Origin of the sequence: Actinomadura sp. NTSP31, assembly GCF_041951385.1 — a bacterium.
In the GTDB taxonomy this organism is placed as follows: Bacteria; Actinomycetota; Actinomycetes; order Streptosporangiales; family Streptosporangiaceae; genus Spirillospora; species Spirillospora napierensis.
On the sequence record NZ_JBGNUT010000028.1, the window covers coordinates 1 to 16,759 of the forward strand.

The following is a 16,759-nucleotide window of genomic DNA, read 5'->3' on the forward strand; positions in this document are numbered from 1 at the left end:
ACGACCACCACAAGACGGCAGGAGCGGCGCAAGCCGCTCCCACTCCGCATCAGTCAACTCGAACCGCCGCGTCACCGACCAACAACTACCGAACCGATAGATCAAGATCTATCGGACACGCCCTAGGGGGCGTCCGATAGCAGGTGGGGCGCGGCGACGGCGGAACGCCCGTACGTCCCGCGCCCCTCGTCCTCCGGCGCCTCGGCGGGGGGCGGGCCGACGAGGAACCAGCGGGCCGTCCGGACGGCGCCGACGAGGAACTCCGCGTCCGCGAGCCCGCCCACCGCGACCAGCGCGTCGAACCGCTCGTCCCCGAGCGCGGCGCCCACGCCGAGCGGCGTCCCGACGACCAGGTCCGCGGCGGGCAGCAGCGCGGCGCCGTCGGCCTCGCCGCCCTCCAGGAGCCCGCCGAGCTCCTCGATCCGCGCCATCGCGAGCCGCTGATGCCGCGCGATGGCGTCCGGGTCGTCCGCCGGGTCCGCGCCGCAGATCTCCCGGACGTTCCCGCGCGACCGCGCCTCGGCCTCCGCCGCCGACTCCAGCTCCGCGGCGTGCGCGGCGATCTCCCGCTCGCCGTCCGCGGTCCGCCGCTCCAGCGCGGCCCGCGCTTCGGCCTCCCGCGCCGTCGCCGCCTCCGCGTCCGCCCGGGCCCGCTCCGCCGCCGCCAGCGCCTCCCGCCGGGCCGCCGCGGCGGCCTCCACCCGCTCCTCGATCCCCCGCGCGGCCTGCTGCGCGGCGCGCGCCTCCAGCCCCGCCTGCGTGGCGCGGTCCACCGACTCCGCCGCGCGCCTGGCCTGCTCCTGGTGCTCCGCGCCCGCCGTCTCCCGCTCCGTCGCCAGCCACGCCAGCTCCGTCGTCAACCGCTCCTGCGCCTCCCGCGCCATCGCCAGCCGCGCCCCGCCCTCCGACACGAACCCCGCGAGCCCCTGCCGGTGCGCCTCCGCGCGCTCCGCCGCGTCCTTGGCCTCCTGCGCCCGCTTGGCCGCCTCGTCCGCGTCCCGCGTCCGCGCCCGCACCTCCGCCCGGACGCTCTTGAAGTCCGACGGCGGCGCCGCCACGTGCAGCCGCTGCGCCAGCGACATCTTCCGCCGCACCGCCGCCAGCGCCGACTCCGCCGAGACCAGCCGGTAGTAGGCCGCATGGCCCTCCGCCGACGCGTCCGCGTCCACGGCGGCCAGCCTGTCGGCCTCCTCCGCCGCCGCAGGCAACGCCTCCTGCGCCCGCGCCAGCTCGTCCTTTAGCGACGCCTCCACCTGTTGCGCGCCCTGCAACTCGTGCTGCGCGTTGCGGGCCCGCTCGTCCAGCTGCGCGCACCGCGCGTACGCCTCGTCCGCGACCCGCGTCAGCTCGCTCGCCTCGGCGCCCGCCGCGTCCGCGACCGCCTGAAGCCTGTCCGCCTCCGCCCGCGGGCCCGCGAGCTCGGCCTCCGCCTCCTGCTGGACCGCGACGAGCCGCTCCGCCTCGGCCTCCGCCTCGACGGCCCCCTGCTCCGCGCTGCGCGCCGCGTCCCGCGCCGCTTCGATGGCCCGCGCCAGCCCGTCCAGCTCCGCGTCGAGCGCCTCCTTGCGCGCGACCCCTTCCGCCTGGACCGCCGCCAGCGTCTCCGCGTCCCGCGGCCACTGCTCGAGCCACATCAGCCCGCGCCGCAGCACCCCCGCCTCGGCGCGCCACGACTGCGGCCAAGCCTCTCCGACCGGCCGCAACACCGCCCCGCGAACCCATGTCTCCGGCTGCTCGACGTCCAGCCCCGCACGCCCGCCCGTACCGTGCTCGTCGTCGTCGGGGAGCGGCGCCGTACTGCCCCCGGGCCCCGCCTCGCTACCCGGCCGGCCGGACAGTCCCTCGGGCCGCGTCACATCGACCGCGCTCCCGGCCTGCCCTTCCTCCAGACCCACCGGAGCGCTCAGGGGCGCGTCGGCGTCGCCCGGAGCATCGGGCCGATCGCCCGCCGAACCGGGCAGCGGCTGGGCGAGTGTCGTGTCGCTTGCGCCTGCTGCGGACGGCGTTTCGGCCATGTCCGAGGGCGGGACGGGTGGCGTCACGTCGGGCTGGTCGTCCGGGAGGACGGGCAGCGGTTGGGCGAGCGTCGTGTCGGTCGGGCCCGCTCCGGCTGGTGGTTCGGGCCGCGTTTCCGCCACGGCCGGCGCGTCGGGCTGATCGCCTGGCAGATCGGGGAGTGGCTCGGCGCGGGTCGCGTCCGGGGCGGCGCCCGCTCCCGGCTCGGGGAGTCCCGTCACGGGCTTGAACTCGATCGTGCCGTGGGAGCCGAAGTCCTCCCTGAACTGCACCGCCGGTCGGTCGTCCTCCGGTTCGGGCTCGGCCGGCGGCTGGTCCCGGACGACCGGCTGCACAGCCGGTGCGGCTTCGGGGACGGCCGGCAGTTTGAGCGTCCCTTCGGGTTCGGCCGGTGGGGCGAGGGGGCGGGTTTCGGCGAGGAGGGGGAGGAGGTCCGGGTCTTCCTGGAGGGTTTCGAGGAGGGCGGCGGCCTGCTCCGGGGTCGAGGTCAGGAGCAGGGTGCGTTCGCCGGCGGTCTTGAGGCCCCTGAGGAGGGCGTGAACGGTCTCGGGTTCGTCCGCCGTCTGGACGAGGCCGACCGTGCCGGTCACTTCGAGGGAGCCGGGGGCGACGAGGAGGCGGGCGAGGGTCTCCCAGTCGCCGGCGACGTGTCCGGCGCGGAGGGCGCGGAGCGCGGCGATCTGGGCGGACCAGCCGGGGCCGTCCTCGGTGAGCCGGGCCTGGAGCGCCTCGTACTGGTCGGTCAGCGGCCCGTAGACGCTCTCGACGAGTTCGCGGCCGCCCCAGGGGACCTGTTCCGTGCCGAGGGGCGGGGTCACCTCGGCGGGCGTGTCCGTCAGCGGGATCGTCTCCAGGTCGGGGCGGGCGTCGAGAGCGGTCTCGGGCACGCCGTCCGGCTCGTTGGGTTCCGTTGAGTGGTTCACCGACGCCATCCCGTCCCAGTTCGACCCCGGGGCCGTATGTGTCCCCTTCTGCCCGCGTCTAACGTCTCACATGGAAACGATCACCGGTGATCCGCGAGGACGGCGTGATGATCTTCACCGGGGCCGGGCCGCGGGTCGGGGTGGACGAGGGCGCCGGCCAGCCGGGGCAGGGCGTGCAGGAGGGCGTGCTCGGCGTCGACGGCGACGCGGTGGGCGCGGACGAGGGTGCAGGACGGGTCCACGGTGACGTCGCATTCGGCGCGGAGGCGGTGGCCGGTCCAGCGGAGCCGGACGTCGCCGACCGCGAGGACGCCGGGGGTGGCGGCCAGGGCCGTCTCGGCGCGGTCGACCAGGGCGGGGTCGACGGCGTCCATGAGGCGGCGCCAGACCTCGCGGGCCGTCTGGCCGAGGACGGCCAGGATCGCGGCCGTGATCAGCAGGCCGACGGCGGGGTCGGCCCACGGGAGGCCGAGGGCGGCGCCGCCGGCGCCGAGCAGGACGGCGAGGGAGGCGAAGCCGTCGGCGCGGGCGTGCAGGCCGTCGGCGACGAGGGCGGCGGAGCCGATGCGGCGGCCGACGCGGACGCGGTACCGGGCGACGAGCTCGTTGCCGGCGAAGCCGGCGAGGGCGGCGGCGGCCACGGCGGCGAGGTGGTCCACAGGCTGTGGATGGAGGAGGCGTTCCACCGCGGTGTACCCGGCGGCGACGGAGGAGGCGGCGACGGCCAGGACGATCACCACGCCGGCGAGGTCCTCGGCGCGCCCGTACCCGTAGGTGTAGCGGCGGGTCGGCGGGCGGCGGCCGAGGACGAACGCGATGCCGAGCGGGACGGCGGTGAGCGCGTCGGTGGCGTTGTGGAGGGTGTCCCCCAGCAGCGCCACCGAGCCGGAGAGCGCGACGACGGCGGCTTGCAGGACCGTCGTCGCGCCCAGCCCGGCGAGGGAGATCCACAGGGCGCGGATGCCCTGGGAGCTGGTCTCCAGCGCCCTGTCCGCCTCGCCCGCGTGCGAGTGCGGCCGCAGGAGGTGGCCGATGCGGTGCCGTAGCCCGTGCCGGTGCCCGTGTTCGCTCATGGGTCGAGGATGACCCGGAAATCCCGTTGCAGCACCTCGACAACAGCGACGTTCCCGCAGGTACGGGACGTGTGTCAGTGCGGGTTGGTCGCCAGTAGCTCCGCCAGCAGGTCGTCGAGGGTGACGATTCCCGTGAACTCGCCGCGCTCGCCGTTGACGACGGCGAGCTGGGCGCGGGCGCGGCGCATCCGGCTGACGGCGTCGAGGACGGTCGTCTCCGCGGTGAGGGCGGGCGCCGGGTAGGCGAGGTCCCCGGCGGGACGGTCCCCGTCCGGCTCGGTGATGGCGGCGCGGACGTGCACGATGCCGGTGGCGGCGCCGTCCGGGCCGCGCACCAGGAGGCGGCTGTGCCCGCTGGCGGTCGCGGTGCGGCGGATGTCGGCGGCGGACGCGCCCGTGTCGATGGTGGTCACCGATGAGGCGGGGATGACCAGGTGCCGGACGGTCGCCTCCCGCGCGGAGATCGCCCGCCGGAGCAGCTCGTGGTCGTGCCGCCCGATGAGGCCGAGGCGCCGGGACTCGCCGACGAGGTGGCTGAGCCGGGCCGGGTCGGTGTGGCTGTCGAGCTCGTCGCGGGGGGTGACCCGGACGAGCCGCAGCAGCCCGTTGGTCGTGGCGTTCAGCGCGGCGAGGATCGGGCGGGACACCTTCGCGAACGCGCGGAACGGCAGCGCCAGCAGCACGGCGGCCCGCTCCGGGTTCACGATCGCCCAGGACTTCGGCGCCATCTCGCCGACGACCATGTGCAGGAACGTGATGACGCCGAGGGCGCAGGCGAGGGCGGCGGCCTTCGCGCCGGCCTCGGGGACGCCGGCCGCGTGCAGCGGCGGTTCGAGCAGGTGCTCGAAGGCGGGCTCGGTGACGATCGCGAGGCCCAGCGAGCACATCGTGATGCCGAACTGGGCGCCGGCGAGCATCAGCGACAGTTCGCGGACGCCCGCGACGGCCGCCGCGGCGGGCCGGCCGCCCTTGGCGGCGGCGCGTTCGAGCTGGGACCGGTTGGCGGCGACCAGCGCGAACTCCGACGCGACGAAGAAGCCGTTCCCGATCAGCAGCAGGACGGTGATGAGCAGCGAGGTCAGCGGGTCCACGACACCTCCTCGGGGCGCGCGGCGCCGTCCGGCCCGGCGGACGCGGCGTCCGGGGACGGCGCTTCCGGGGACGGTGAGGCGGCGCAGGGCGGGTCGGAGATCTCGGGACGGTCCGCCGCGGCGGGCGCCGCCGCCGCCCGGATCCGGATCTTCTCGGCGACGCGCCGGGCGACGCTGACGACCTCCAGCCCGGCGTGCCCGGACGGGCCGCCGTGCTCGGTGTCCAGCGCGACGGTGAGGCGGTCGCCGGGGCAGGGCAGCCGGCGCAGCTCGGCCATGACGAGGCCGCCGAGGGTGTCGTAGGCGTCGCCCTCGGGCAGGTCGAGGCCGGTGAGCCGGCCGACCTCGTCGATCCGCATGCCGGCGTCGACCAGCCAGGACCCGTCGGGGCCGGTGGTCGGGGCGTCCTCGCGGGCGTCGGTCTCGTCGGCGATCTCGCCGACCAGCTCCTCGGCGACGTCCTCGAAGGTGAGGATGCCGGCGAGGCCGCCGTACTCGTCGACGACGCAGGCGAACTCCTCGCCGGACTCGCGCATCCGCTCGATGACGCCGTACAGCGGCTGGCTGCCCGGGACGAGCAGCGCGGGCCGGGCGATCTTCCCGACCGGGGTGGCCGGGTCGAGCGCGTCGTCGGCGACCTCGCGGGCGCCCGCGACGCCGATGACGTCGTCGACCTCGCCGTCGTAGACCGGGTAGGCGCTGTGGCCCGTCTCGCGGATCAGCGCGACGAGGTCGGTGGCGGGCGCGGCGGCGGGCAGCGTGCTGACCTGCGGGCGCGGCACCATCACCGCGTCGGCGGTGAGGTCGCCGAACGACAGCGCGCGGTCGAGCAGCCCGGACAGGTCGGCGGGCAGGTGGCCGGCGCTGTGCGACTTGCCGATGATGTCGCCGAGCTCTTCGAGGGTGGCGCCGCTGTGCAGCTCCTCGACGGGCTCGACGCCGACGGCGCGCAGCAGCCGTGTGGCGGCGCGGTCGAACAGCCGGATCAGCGGGCCCGCCACGGTCAGGTAGACCAGCGTGGACGCGGCCAGCGCGCGCGCCAGCGCCTCGGCGCGCGCCAGGGCGAGGTTCTTGGGGAACAACTCGCCCAGCAGCATCTGGATCAGCGTGGCCAGGACGAACCCGGTGGCCAGCGCGATCGCGCCGGTCGCGCCCGCCGGCACGCCCGCGGCGTCCAGCAGCGGCCGGATCAGCTCGGCGAGGGCGGGCTTGGCGATGAATCCGACGATCAGCGTCGTCATCGTGATGCCGAGCTGCGCGCCCGACAGCATGAACGACAGCCGGCCGATCACCTTCACGGCCCGGCGGGCGGACGTGTCGCCGCGCGCGGCGGCCTGCTCGAGCGAGGCGCGGTCGGCGGCGACGTAGGCGAATTCCTGGGCGACGAAATATCCGGTGGCGGCGGTGAGAACGATCACCGCGAGCACACCCAGCACCGCGGTCAGCATGGGGCACCGGGTCTATGACTGGGGTCCGACACCGCGGACTCACCACTCCTCTCATCTGGGCCTACCTGCGTAACGCCGCCTGGCGCGGCGAGGTTCCCGGCGCACCAGGGTACGGGCCCGGGCCGATCGTCCCACCGGCGCGCCGCCCTGTCCCGCCGGGACAGGCGCTTGTGTCGCCAAGTGTCACGGATCACACTAATTGGAGAGCGCGTGCCCGATACTTGAGCGGTCCTTTGCTCCCAGACCGCCGGAACGGGGGCGCGCACGGGGACCGAGAGAACCGAACGCGGGGCTGAGGTGGACGAGAGCGGGCCCGGGGCCGCCGCGCCCATGAGCCGGGAGGGGATCGACCATGCCCTCAGGACGCTCCAGACGGAGCGGGAGCGGATCGCGGCGTCGCTGCTGGAGCTCGACGGGCACACCGGCGTCCGGCTGCTGAGGGGCGCCCGGCTCGCCGGGGAGACGTGGCGGCGGTGGGAGGCGGTGCGGGCCCGGCTGACCACGCTGTGGCGGGTGTTCGACGCCTACCAGCTGGTGCTGGACGAGGCGTGCGCGCTGCGCGGCCGGTCGTCGCGCCCGGACGTGGCGGCGCTGGTGGAGCTGACCGGGCTGCTGTCGGGGCGGTCGGTGGAGCTGCCGGACGGCGAGATCCCGCTGGAGGACCGCACGCTCCTCGGCCCGCAGGACAGGCGCGCCACGCTGGACGAGGCGGTCGGGATGATGTCCGACGCGTACGCGTTCGTGGCGAAGGAGGTCGCGGCGGCGGACGCGGCGTGGTCGGCACTGCTGGAGCCGCTGGAGCAGGCGGAGAAGAGCTGGCGGCAGACGGCGCGGCTGGCGCACTCCCTCGACGGCACCCGCCACCCGGAGCTGGACCGGCTGGGCCGCGAGCTGACGGCGCTCGGCCGGCTGGTCCGCACCGACCCGCTGTCGCTGTGCCCCGGCGGGAGGCCCGACACGTCCCGGCTGGACCGGGTCCGCGCGTCGCTGACGTCGATCGGCGACGAGCTGGCCGGGGTCGCCCGGCTCCGCGACGAGTACGCCGAGCTGGTCGCGGGCCTCACCGAGGCCGTCGAGCGGGTCGAGGCGACCGAGCGGGCGGCGTGCGAGGCGCACGCGGCGGTGCTGCTGAAGATCCGCGCGCCGAACGTGCCGGAGCCGGCGCGCGGGCTCGGCGGCGGGCTGCGCGACCGGCTGGCCGCGCTGGAGCGGCTGCGCGAGGCGGGCCGCTGGGTGGAGATGGCCGGCGTCGTCGCCGCGCTGGAGAGCGCCGCCGCGCAGGCGCTGGAACGGGCCCGCGACGACCGGCGTCTCAGCCAGGGACTCCTCGACCGGCGGGGCGAGCTGCGCGGGCGGCTGGAGGCTTACCGCGCCAAGGCGGCGCGGCTCGGGCTCGCCGAGGACGAGGCGCTCGCCGCGCTGCACGGGCAGGCCCGGGACGTGCTGTGGACGGCGCCGTGCGACCTGCGCCGGGCGACCACGCTGCTGGCCGAGTACCAACGCGCGATCAGGGCGCGTGAGAACGGGACGGGGACCACGTGATGACCCGATGCACCCAGCCCGGCTGCACCGGCGAGGTCGGCGCGGACGGCTTCTGCGACGTCTGCGGGATGGCGCCGCTCGCCGAGCCGCCGCCCGCCGATCCGGTGAGCGCGGGGCCGGTGAGCGCGGGCCCGGTGGCCGCGCCGCCGGTCCCGGGTCCGTCCGCGCTCCCGGTCCCGGCTCCGGCTCCGGTGACGATCGTGAACGCGCCCGCGACGACGGTCGAGCGGCCGAACGGCGCGTCGGGCGCGCCCCCGGGCACCCGCCCGTCGGGCACTGGCGGGCCGGGAACGGGCCCGTCAGGCACGGGTCCGTCCGGCACGGGCCCGTCCGGCGGGTCGGGGAGCGAGCCGACCAGCGGGTCCGGGACCAGCGGGACGAGCGGATCCGGGGGCTCGGGCCGCACCGCGTCCCGGGGCGGGACGCGCGGGACGGGCTCCACCGGGTCCGCGCGGCGCGGGATGCTCGGCGCGGGCCTGGTCGAGGTGCCGCCGGTCCCGTTCCGCGACCCCGCGTCCGCGATCATGGAGAACCCGGAGGTCCCGGAGAACCGGCGGTACTGCAGCCGGTGCGGCGAGAAGGTCGGCCGCAGCCGGGACGGGCGGCCGGGCCGCACCGAGGGGTTCTGCGCGACCTGCGGGCACCGGTTCTCCTTCACCCCGAAGCTGAAGGCCGGCGAGGTCATCGGCGGGCAGTACGAGGTGCTGGGCTGCCTGGCGCACGGCGGGCTCGGCTGGGTGTACCTGGCCCGCGACCACAACGTCAGCGAGCGGTGGGTGGTGCTGAAGGGCCTGCTGGACACCGGCGACGCCGACTCCCTCGCCGCCGCGACGGCGGAGCGGGCGTTCCTCGCCGAGGTCGAGCACCCGAACATCGTCAAGATCTACAACTTCGTCCGGCACGGCGACTCCGGCTACATCGTGATGGAGTACGTCGGCGGCCGCTCGCTCAAGGAGATCCTGCTCGCCCGCCGCGAGGAGCAGGGCGACCAGGCCGCGCTGCCGCTCGGCCAGGTGCTCGCCTACGGCCTGGAGGTGCTGAGCGCGCTCGGCTACCTGCACGGCGTCGGCCTGCTGTACTGCGACTTCAAGCCGGACAACGCGATCCAGTCCGAGGAGCAGCTGAAGCTGATCGACCTCGGCGGCGTCCGGCGCGCGTTCGACGTGGACAGCCCGATCTTCGGCACGCCCGGCTACCAGGCGCCGGAGATCGGCTCGTCGGGGCCGTCGATCGTCTCCGACCTGTACACGGTGGGCCGCACGCTCGCGGTGCTGAGCTTCCCGTTCCGCGGCTACACGCGGCGGCATCTGCGCAGCCTGCCGCCGCGCGAGGAGGTGCCGCTGTTCCAGCGGCACGAGTCGTACCACCGGCTGCTGCGGCGGGCGACGCATCCCGATCCGGCGCGCCGGTTCCAGAGCGCCGCGGAGATGGCCGAGCAGCTGACCGGGGTGCTGCGGGAGGTGCTGTCGGCGGAGGACGGCCAGTCCCGTCCGGCGCCGTCGCCGCTGTTCGGGCCCGAGCAGCACACCGCCGGGACCGACATCATCGACCCCGATCCGGCGCGGAACGGGACGGCGCCGGTGCTGGCGCCGCTGGAGCCGGCCGCCGCGGCGATCGCGCTGCCCGTCCCGCTCGTGTACGGCTCCGACCCGGCCGCCGCGTTCCTCGCGGGGCTGACCGCCCGCGACCCGGGCGACCTCGCCGCGGCGCTGGCCGCCGCGCCGGTGGCCTCGCGGGAGGTGCGGTTCGCGCTGGTCCGGGTGCGGATCGAGCTCGGCGACCTGGACGTCGCCGGGCGGCTGCTGAACGAGCTGGACGCCGAGCAGCCCGACGACTGGCGGGTCGACTGGTACCGGGGCGCCCGCGCGCTCGCGGACGGCCGCGCCGCCGACGCCGCCGCCGTCTTCTCCGACCTGTACGACCTGATGCCGGGGGAGCAGGCGCCCAAGCTGGCGCTCGGGTTCTGCAAGGAGCTGCTGGGCGAGCACGTGACGGCCGGGCGCTTCTACACGACGGTCTGGCGCACCGACCCGACGCATGTCAGCGCCGCGTTCGGGCTGGCCCGCGCCTACCTGGCGGGCGGCGACCGGGCCAGCGCGGGACGCGTCCTGGACTCGGTGCCGCGCATCTCCAGCCACTATCTGGCCGCGCAGCTCGGCGCGGTCGGGGCGGCCGTGCGGGGCCGTCCGGCCGGGGAGCTGAACGCGGCGGCGCTGGTGGAGGCGGGCCGGCGGCTGCGGTCGCTGCGGCTGGACACCGAGCGGTACTCGGCGTTCGTCGCCGAGGTGCTGGAGGCCGCCCTCGGCTGGCTGCGCGCGGACCGGACGCCGGCGCAGCTGCGGCCGGAAAAGGACATCCTCGGCATCCCACTCGAAGAACCCCGACTGCGGGCGAAGCTGGAGGACACTTACCGGGTGCTCGCCAAGCTCGCGGACGGCCCCGAACACCGCCACGCGATGGTCAGACGCGCCAACGCCGTCCGCCCGAGGACGCTGTTCTGACGATGAACGCGGACAGGAACGCCGCCATGGATCCGGGCCGGGCCGTGGGCAGGTTCGCCAACGGAGCCGCGAACGGGCCCGCGAGCAGGTCCGCGAACAGGCCCGATAGCGGCGCCGGGGACCGGGACGCGGCCTGCGGCGACTGCGGGAGCTGGGCCGTCGCGGCGGACGGGTACTGCGAGGCGTGCGGGCTGCGGCAGCCGAGCGGGCACGAGCACGTCGAGGCGGAGCTGGTGGTGGACGGGCGCCCCGCCCTCGGCGCCGGCATCAGCGATCTCGGGCTGCGCCGCTCCCGCAACGAGGACGCGTTCGCGCTGGCGGCGCTGCCGCACGGCGCGTGCGGGGTCGTCTGCGACGGGGTGGCGACGGCGCCGGGGTCGGAGGAGGCGGCGCGGGCCGCGGCGCAGACGGCGGCGGCGGTGCTGCTCGACCGGATCGCGGCGGGCGCGGACGCCGGCGCGGCGACCCGCGCGGCGGCCGAGCAGGCGGGCCGGGCCGTCGCGGCGCTCGCGGACGGCGGGCGGGACGGGTCCGGGCCGGCGTGCACGTTCGTCTCGGCGGTCGTCGCCGCGGACCGGGTCACGGTCGGCTGGCTGGGCGACAGCCGCGCCTACTGGCTGTCGGCGGCCGGGTCGTTCCCGCTGACCAGGGACGACTCGTGGGCGGTGCGGGCGGTGGCGCGCGGCGAGCTGAGCGCGGAGGCGGCGTCGGCGGACCGCCGCGCGCACATGCTGACGGCGTGGATGGGCGCGGCGGCGGGCGCGTTCGACCCGCATCTGGCCTCGTTCGAGCCGTCCGGCCCGGGGCTGGTGATGATCTGCAGCGACGGGCTGTGGAACGGCGTCCCGGACGCGGCGGCGCTGGCGTCCCTCGCGCTGGCCGGTCCCGGAACGGCCGGTCCCGGAACGGCCGGTCCCGGAACGGGCGGGCCCGGGACGGGCGGGCCGGAGGCGGCCGGCGGGCCGATGGGGGCGGCGCGGCGGCTGCTGGGGGCGGCGCTGGACGCGGGGGGACACGACAACGTCACGGTGGTGGTCATCGAGTTCCCGCCGCCCGAGCCGACGACGAGGGAGCCCGGCAGATGAGCGAACGTCCCGAGTTCACGATCCGCGTGGACCAGAACCCCTACCTCCCGGCGGGCGGGCGGGAGATGCACGCCATCGTCACCGTCGAGGCGCGCTCCGCCGACGCCGACGCCGACGCCGACGCCGACGCCGACGCCGACACGGGCACCGGCACCGGCGCCGGCGCCGGCGCGGCCGGTTCGGACGCCGCGGAGGTCATCATCATCGACACCTCCGGGTCGATGTCCTACGGCGGCAAGATGGCCGCCGCCCGGCGCGCGGCGAAGGCGGCGGTCGGGGTGCTGCGGGACGGCGTGCGGTTCGCGGTCGTCGCGGGCGCGAACCGGCCCCGGATGATCTACCCGCAGGGGGAGCGGCTGGTCGAGGCGAACGCGTCCACGCGGCGCAGCGCGGCCAACGCGGTCGCGCGGCTCGACGCGGCGGGCGGCACCGCGATCGGCTCGTGGCTGCGGCTGGCGAACCGGCTGTTCGAGGGCCGGGACGGCGCCGTCAGGCACGCGATCCTGCTCACCGACGGCAAGAACCAGCACGAGAGCGACGAGGAGCTGGACGCGGCGCTGCGGGTGTGCGCGGGCCGCTTCCTCTGCGACGCGCGCGGCGTCGGCACCGACTGGGAGGTCGCCGAGCTCCGCAAGATCACCTCGGCGCTGCTCGGCGGGTTCCTGGACGTCCCCGACCCCAAGGACCTGGAGGCCGACTTCCTGGCGATGACCCGGGCGGCGATGAGCAAGCAGGTCGCGGACGTGGCGCTGCGCGTGTGGACGCCGCAGCAGGCCGAGCTGCGGTTCCTGAAGCAGATGGTCCCGGCCGTGGAGGACCTCACCGGCCGGCGGGCCGAGTCCGGGACGCAGACCGTCGACTACCCGCTCGGCGCGTGGGGCAGCGAGAACCGCGAGTACCACCTGTGCGTGGAGGTCAGGCCGGGCGACGTCGGGCGGCAGATGCGCGCCGCGTGGGTGAAGCTGGTCGCCCCCGGCTCGGAGGGCGAGGCCGAGCGGGAGCTGGCGTCCGGGAACGTCCTGGCGGAGTGGACCGACGACGAGGCCAGGTCGACGCGGATCAACGGGCGGGTCGCGCACCACACCGGCCAGTCCGAGCTCGCCGACGCCATCCAGGAGGGGCTGGAGGCCAGGCGCGAGGGCGACGAGGACACCGCGACCGCCCGGCTCGGCCGCGCCGTGGTGCTCGCCCGCGAGGTCGGCAACGAGCAGATCGCCGGGCTGCTGGACAAGGTGGTGGACGTCATCGACCCGGCGACCGGGACCGTCCGGCTGAAGGCGGACGTCGCCAAGGCCGACGAGATGTCGCTCGACACCCGCTCGGTGCGGACCGTCCGGACCCGCAAGGACGACCTCCCGCCGCACACCCCACCGGGCGCGCCGCCGGACGAGGCCGGGAGCTGAGGCCCATGCCGGTATGCCCGAGCGGTCACGTGTCCGCCGCCGACGACTACTGCGACGTGTGCGGCGACCTCATGGAGGGGGCGCCGCGCGCCGAGTTCACCATGGTCGAACGTGGCGGCGGGCCGATCGTCGAGCCCGCGGCGCGCGGCGGCGCGGCCGCAGCGCCGCCGCCGCCTCCGGAGGAGGAGGCCGAGTCCGAGACTTGCCCGGACTGCGATCTGCCCCGCAGCGGCCGGTTCTGCGAGAACTGCGGCTACGACTTCGCGACCGGCTCCGCCCAGGCCCCCGCCGAACCGGGACCCGAAGGCCCCGAAGCGCCCGGGTCGCCGGAGTCGCCGGAGCGGCCCGCGGCGTCCGGCTGGTACGCGTTGATCGCCGCCGACCGCGACTACTACGACTCGGTGATCGCGCAGGAGGGCCCCGACTCGGCGTCGCTGGAGTTCCCGCCGTACTGCCCCGAGCGCCGCGTCCCGCTGCGCGGCGAGCAGGTCAGGATCGGCCGGTTCAGCGCGTCCCGCGCGATCGCCCCGGAGATCGACCTCAGCGGCCCGCCGGAGGACCCGGGCGTCTCGCACCTGCACGCGGTGCTGCTCGCCCGGCCGGACGGCGGCTGGACGCTCGTCGACCCCGGCTCCACCAACGGCACGACGGTGAACGGCGGCACCGAGCCGATCGCGGTGAACGTGCCGGTGCCCGTCGGCGACGGCGACCGCGTCCACGTCGGCGCCTGGACGACCATCACGCTGTCCCTTCAGGAGGGCCCGCCATGACGATGACGACCGCGGATCCGGCGGCGGCGCCCCCCGAAGCCCCTCCGCCCGAGGCCGCCGCGGCGGTCGCCGCCCCGGCGCGCCGCGGCCGGCTCGCCACGTTCGCGCGCGGGCGCTGGCTGCGGACGATCCCGGGCCGGATCCGCGCGCACGTCGCGCTCGTCCTGGCTGCGCTCGTCGCGCTGCTGGCCCTGCTGACGGTCGCGGTCGGGAACGCGCGCGACTCCGTCCAGACGATCGGGCACGACGCCGGTCCGCAGGTCGTCGCGACCAGCACGCTGTACTTCGCGCTCAGCGACATGGACGCCCAGGTGTCCAACATCCTGCTGATCGGCCGGCAGCACGACCTCGGCATCGGCTACGACCGGACGCTCCAGCTGTACGAGCAGCGCCGCGCGGAGGCGGACGCGGCGGCGGTGCAGGCCGCGCAGCTCGCCGGGCGCGACCCGGCGCTGCGGCAGACCGTCCAGGACGTCCTCGACGGGCTCGGCCGGTACGAGCGGCTCGTCGGGTCGGCGATGCAGCTGAACGAGCAGGCCGGCCATCCGGCGGGGGAGGCGCCGAAGCAGGTCGTCGACGCCCACCGGCAGGCCACGGACCTGATGAAGCTGGAGCTGCTGCCGAAGGCGTACAACATCACGCTGGACACGGGCGCGCACGTCCGGCAGGCGTACGAGACGAAGCGGTCCGCGGTGCTGGCCGGGCGCGACCGGGTCGTCGCGGCCGGGGCGCTCACGCTGCTCCTGCTGGTCGTGACGCAGCTGTACCTGGCGCGGACGTTCCGGCGGCTGCTGAACCCGGCGCTGGTGCTGGCGACGCTCGGCACCGTCGCGTTCGCCGGTTTCGGCGCGGGGCTGCTGACGGCGCAGGCCGGGCACATCAAGAAGGCCAAGGAGGACGGCTTCGACTCCGTCCTGTCGCTGTCGCGGGCCCGCGCGATCAGCCACAACGCGTTCGCCGACGAGAGCCGCTACCTCCTCGACCCCGGCCGCGCCGACACCTACGAGCAGACCTACCTGGACAAGTCCCTGTCGGTCGTCTACCCCGACATCGGCGACAAGCCGCTGAACCTGGAGAACTACTACGCGGGCCTGGAGGCGAAGGTGGCGCCGTACCGGCCCGACAAGGGCCCGGAGCCGTTCCTCGGCTTCTTCGCCGACGCCGCCGGCGCCGCGTCGACCGCCCGGGAGGCCGGCGCCGTGCAGCGGACGCTGCGGGCCTACATCGTCGTCCAGCGCGACGACCAGCGGATGCGGTCGCTGGCGACGTCCGGGGACCGGTCCGGCGCCATCGCCCTGCGGATGGGGCGCACGTCCGGCGCGATCCACGACTTCGACGCCTACGACGCCGCGCTCGGCTCGCTGATCGCCGTGCACCAGGACGCCTTCACCAAGGCGATCGAGGACGCGGACGGGGGGCTGCGCGGCTGGAAGGCCGTCCCGCCGGCCGCCGCCGTCATCGCCCTGCTGATCATCGCGGGGGTCCGTCCCCGGCTGGCCGAGTTCCGCTGACCGGAGGAGACGACGACCCATGCCCGCCATCCGCGCCCGCAGGGGCACCGCCCTGGCCTGCACCGTCCTGTCCGCCGCCGGGCTGCTGTCGGCGTGCGGGCTCGGCGGCGCCGACAAGCCGACCATCGCCCACAAGCACTCGCTGACGATCGGCGTGAAGGCCGACCAGCCGAGCCTCGGCGTGAAGACGAAGAACGGGACGTACGAGGGCTTCGACGTCGACGTCGCCACCTACGTCGCCGCGCGGCTCGGCGTGCCGAAGGACCGGATCACCTGGCGCACGACGAACTCCTCGGTCCGCGAGAAGGCGCTCGCCGACGGCACCGTCGACATGATCGTCGCGACGTACTCGATCACCGCCAAGCGCAAGCGGGTCGTCACCTTCGGCGGCCCCTACTACGTCGCGCACCAGGACACCCTGGTCGCGCCCGGCGACGCCGCGGTCCGCGACGTCCGGGACCTGAAGGGCCGCAAGATCTGCGCGGTGACCGGGTCGAACTCCTGGCGGCGGGTGATCGAGGAGCGCAAGACCGCCGCGCTGCCGGTGCAGGCGCCGACCTACGGGGCCTGCATGGACGACCTGGCCGCCGGAAGGCTGGACGCGGTGTCCACCGACGACCTCATCCTCGCCGGGTTCGCCGCCGGCCACCCCGGCAAGATCATCAACGCGCCGTTCACGGACGAGAAGTACGGCGTCGGGCTGAAGAAGGGCGACCTGGAGGGCTGCGAGCGGGTCAACCGGGCGATCACCGCGATGTACCAGGACGGCACGGCCGCGCGGCTGCTGCGCAAGTGGTTCGGCGCGTCCGGGCTGAAGCTCACCACGAGCGTGCCGCAGTTCGAGGGCTGCAGCTGACCCGTCAGGACGTGGCGGACGGCAGCGCGCCGATCGCCTCCCGCAGCGTGTCGTAGATCGGGACGAACTTGTCGATCCCGGTGATCCGGAACACCCGCTGCACCCGCGGCGGCAGCGCGACCAGCGACACGGTGGTGCCGCGCTCCCCGGCGCGCCGGTTCGCCGCGACGATCGCGTTCAGCCCGGTCGAGTCGCAGAACGTGACCTGCCGCATGTCGACGACCAGGGGCTCGCCGGAGTCCACCACCTCGAACAGGGCCTCCTCGAAGCGCGCGCGGGACACCACGTCGATGTCGCCCTGCACCCGGACGAGGGTGCAGCGTTCGTCCTTCATCAGGCTGATGTCGAAGTCCATGGCCACCTCTCGCCCCGCTCCCACGGGCACCCAGGCCCGACTCAGGCGACTCCTCAGGATTGCGCACCCGTGCCCGCAATCCAAGCACTTCCCGGGATAAGGTCCGGGTCGCCCGCCCCCGTCCCGGACCGTAACACCCGGACCGGGCCCGGCGGGGGCCGGAGCCCGATGTCCGCCGGCGGTGC

12 protein-coding genes are annotated in these 16,759 nt (G+C 75.8%); 7 read left to right on the forward strand and 5 right to left on the reverse strand.

Going from position 1 to position 16,759, the window contains the following annotated elements; all coding sequences use genetic code 11:
• Positions 1–122 precede the first annotated feature (122 nt).
• The 4 genes from ACA514_RS35685 to ACA514_RS35700 form a co-directional block, all read right to left on the reverse strand.
• A complete protein-coding gene (locus tag ACA514_RS35685) occupies positions 123–2,939 on the reverse strand; it encodes a hypothetical protein (protein WP_375045689.1) in 2,817 nt (938 codons plus the stop codon).
• Positions 2,940–3,019: 80 nt separating this feature from the next.
• Entirely contained in the window at positions 3,020–4,012 is a 993-nt protein-coding gene (locus tag ACA514_RS35690; RefSeq protein ID WP_375045690.1) for a cation diffusion facilitator family transporter, read from the reverse strand.
• Positions 4,013–4,086: 74 nt separating this feature from the next.
• The gene (locus ACA514_RS35695; RefSeq protein WP_375045691.1) at positions 4,087–5,103 is read right to left on the reverse strand and encodes a hemolysin family protein; all 1,017 of its coding nucleotides are present in this window, start codon (positions 5,101–5,103) and stop codon (positions 4,087–4,089) included.
• Entirely contained in the window at positions 5,091–6,551 is a 1,461-nt protein-coding gene (locus tag ACA514_RS35700) for a hemolysin family protein (RefSeq protein ID WP_375045692.1), read from the reverse strand. Before ACA514_RS35700 ends, ACA514_RS35695 begins: the two co-directional genes overlap by 13 nt.
• Positions 6,552–6,848: 297 nt before the next feature.
• Here ACA514_RS35700 and ACA514_RS35705 point away from each other — a divergent pair, with 297 nt between their 5' ends.
• Genes ACA514_RS35705 through ACA514_RS35735 form a run of 7 tightly spaced genes read left to right on the forward strand, consistent with a single transcriptional unit; the run spans position 6,849 to position 16,219 of the window.
• Positions 6,849–8,093: a hypothetical protein gene (locus ACA514_RS35705; RefSeq protein WP_375045693.1), complete on the forward strand. Its 1,245-nt coding sequence runs from the start codon at positions 6,849–6,851 to the stop codon at positions 8,091–8,093.
• A complete protein-coding gene (locus ACA514_RS35710; protein ID WP_375045694.1) occupies positions 8,093–10,594 on the forward strand; it encodes a tetratricopeptide repeat protein in 2,502 nt (833 codons plus the stop codon). The genes ACA514_RS35705 and ACA514_RS35710 overlap by 1 nt, the downstream gene beginning before the upstream one ends.
• A 2-nt stretch (positions 10,595–10,596) precedes the next feature.
• Positions 10,597–11,679, forward strand: a complete 1,083-nt coding sequence (locus tag ACA514_RS35715; protein ID WP_375045695.1) for a PP2C family protein-serine/threonine phosphatase — start codon at positions 10,597–10,599, stop codon at positions 11,677–11,679.
• A complete protein-coding gene (locus ACA514_RS35720) occupies positions 11,676–13,082 on the forward strand; it encodes a VWA domain-containing protein (protein WP_375045696.1) in 1,407 nt (468 codons plus the stop codon). The genes ACA514_RS35715 and ACA514_RS35720 overlap by 4 nt, the downstream gene beginning before the upstream one ends.
• 5 nt (positions 13,083–13,087) lie before the next feature.
• Positions 13,088–13,852 (forward strand): FHA domain-containing protein, encoded by a 765-nt coding sequence (locus ACA514_RS35725; RefSeq protein ID WP_375045697.1) that lies wholly within the window; start codon positions 13,088–13,090, stop codon positions 13,850–13,852.
• The gene (locus tag ACA514_RS35730; RefSeq protein ID WP_375045698.1) at positions 13,849–15,363 is read left to right on the forward strand and encodes a hypothetical protein; all 1,515 of its coding nucleotides are present in this window, start codon (positions 13,849–13,851) and stop codon (positions 15,361–15,363) included. Before ACA514_RS35725 ends, ACA514_RS35730 begins: the two co-directional genes overlap by 4 nt.
• Positions 15,364–15,382: 19 nt before the next feature.
• Positions 15,383–16,219, forward strand: a complete 837-nt coding sequence (locus ACA514_RS35735; RefSeq protein WP_375045699.1) for a glutamate ABC transporter substrate-binding protein — start codon at positions 15,383–15,385, stop codon at positions 16,217–16,219.
• Between the two features lie 4 nt (positions 16,220–16,223).
• Here the strand turns inward: ACA514_RS35735 and ACA514_RS35740 are convergent, their stop codons facing one another.
• Complete coding sequence (locus ACA514_RS35740; RefSeq protein WP_375045700.1) at positions 16,224–16,574, reverse strand: STAS domain-containing protein; 351 nt, start codon at positions 16,572–16,574, stop codon at positions 16,224–16,226.
• Positions 16,575–16,759 lie beyond the last annotated feature (185 nt).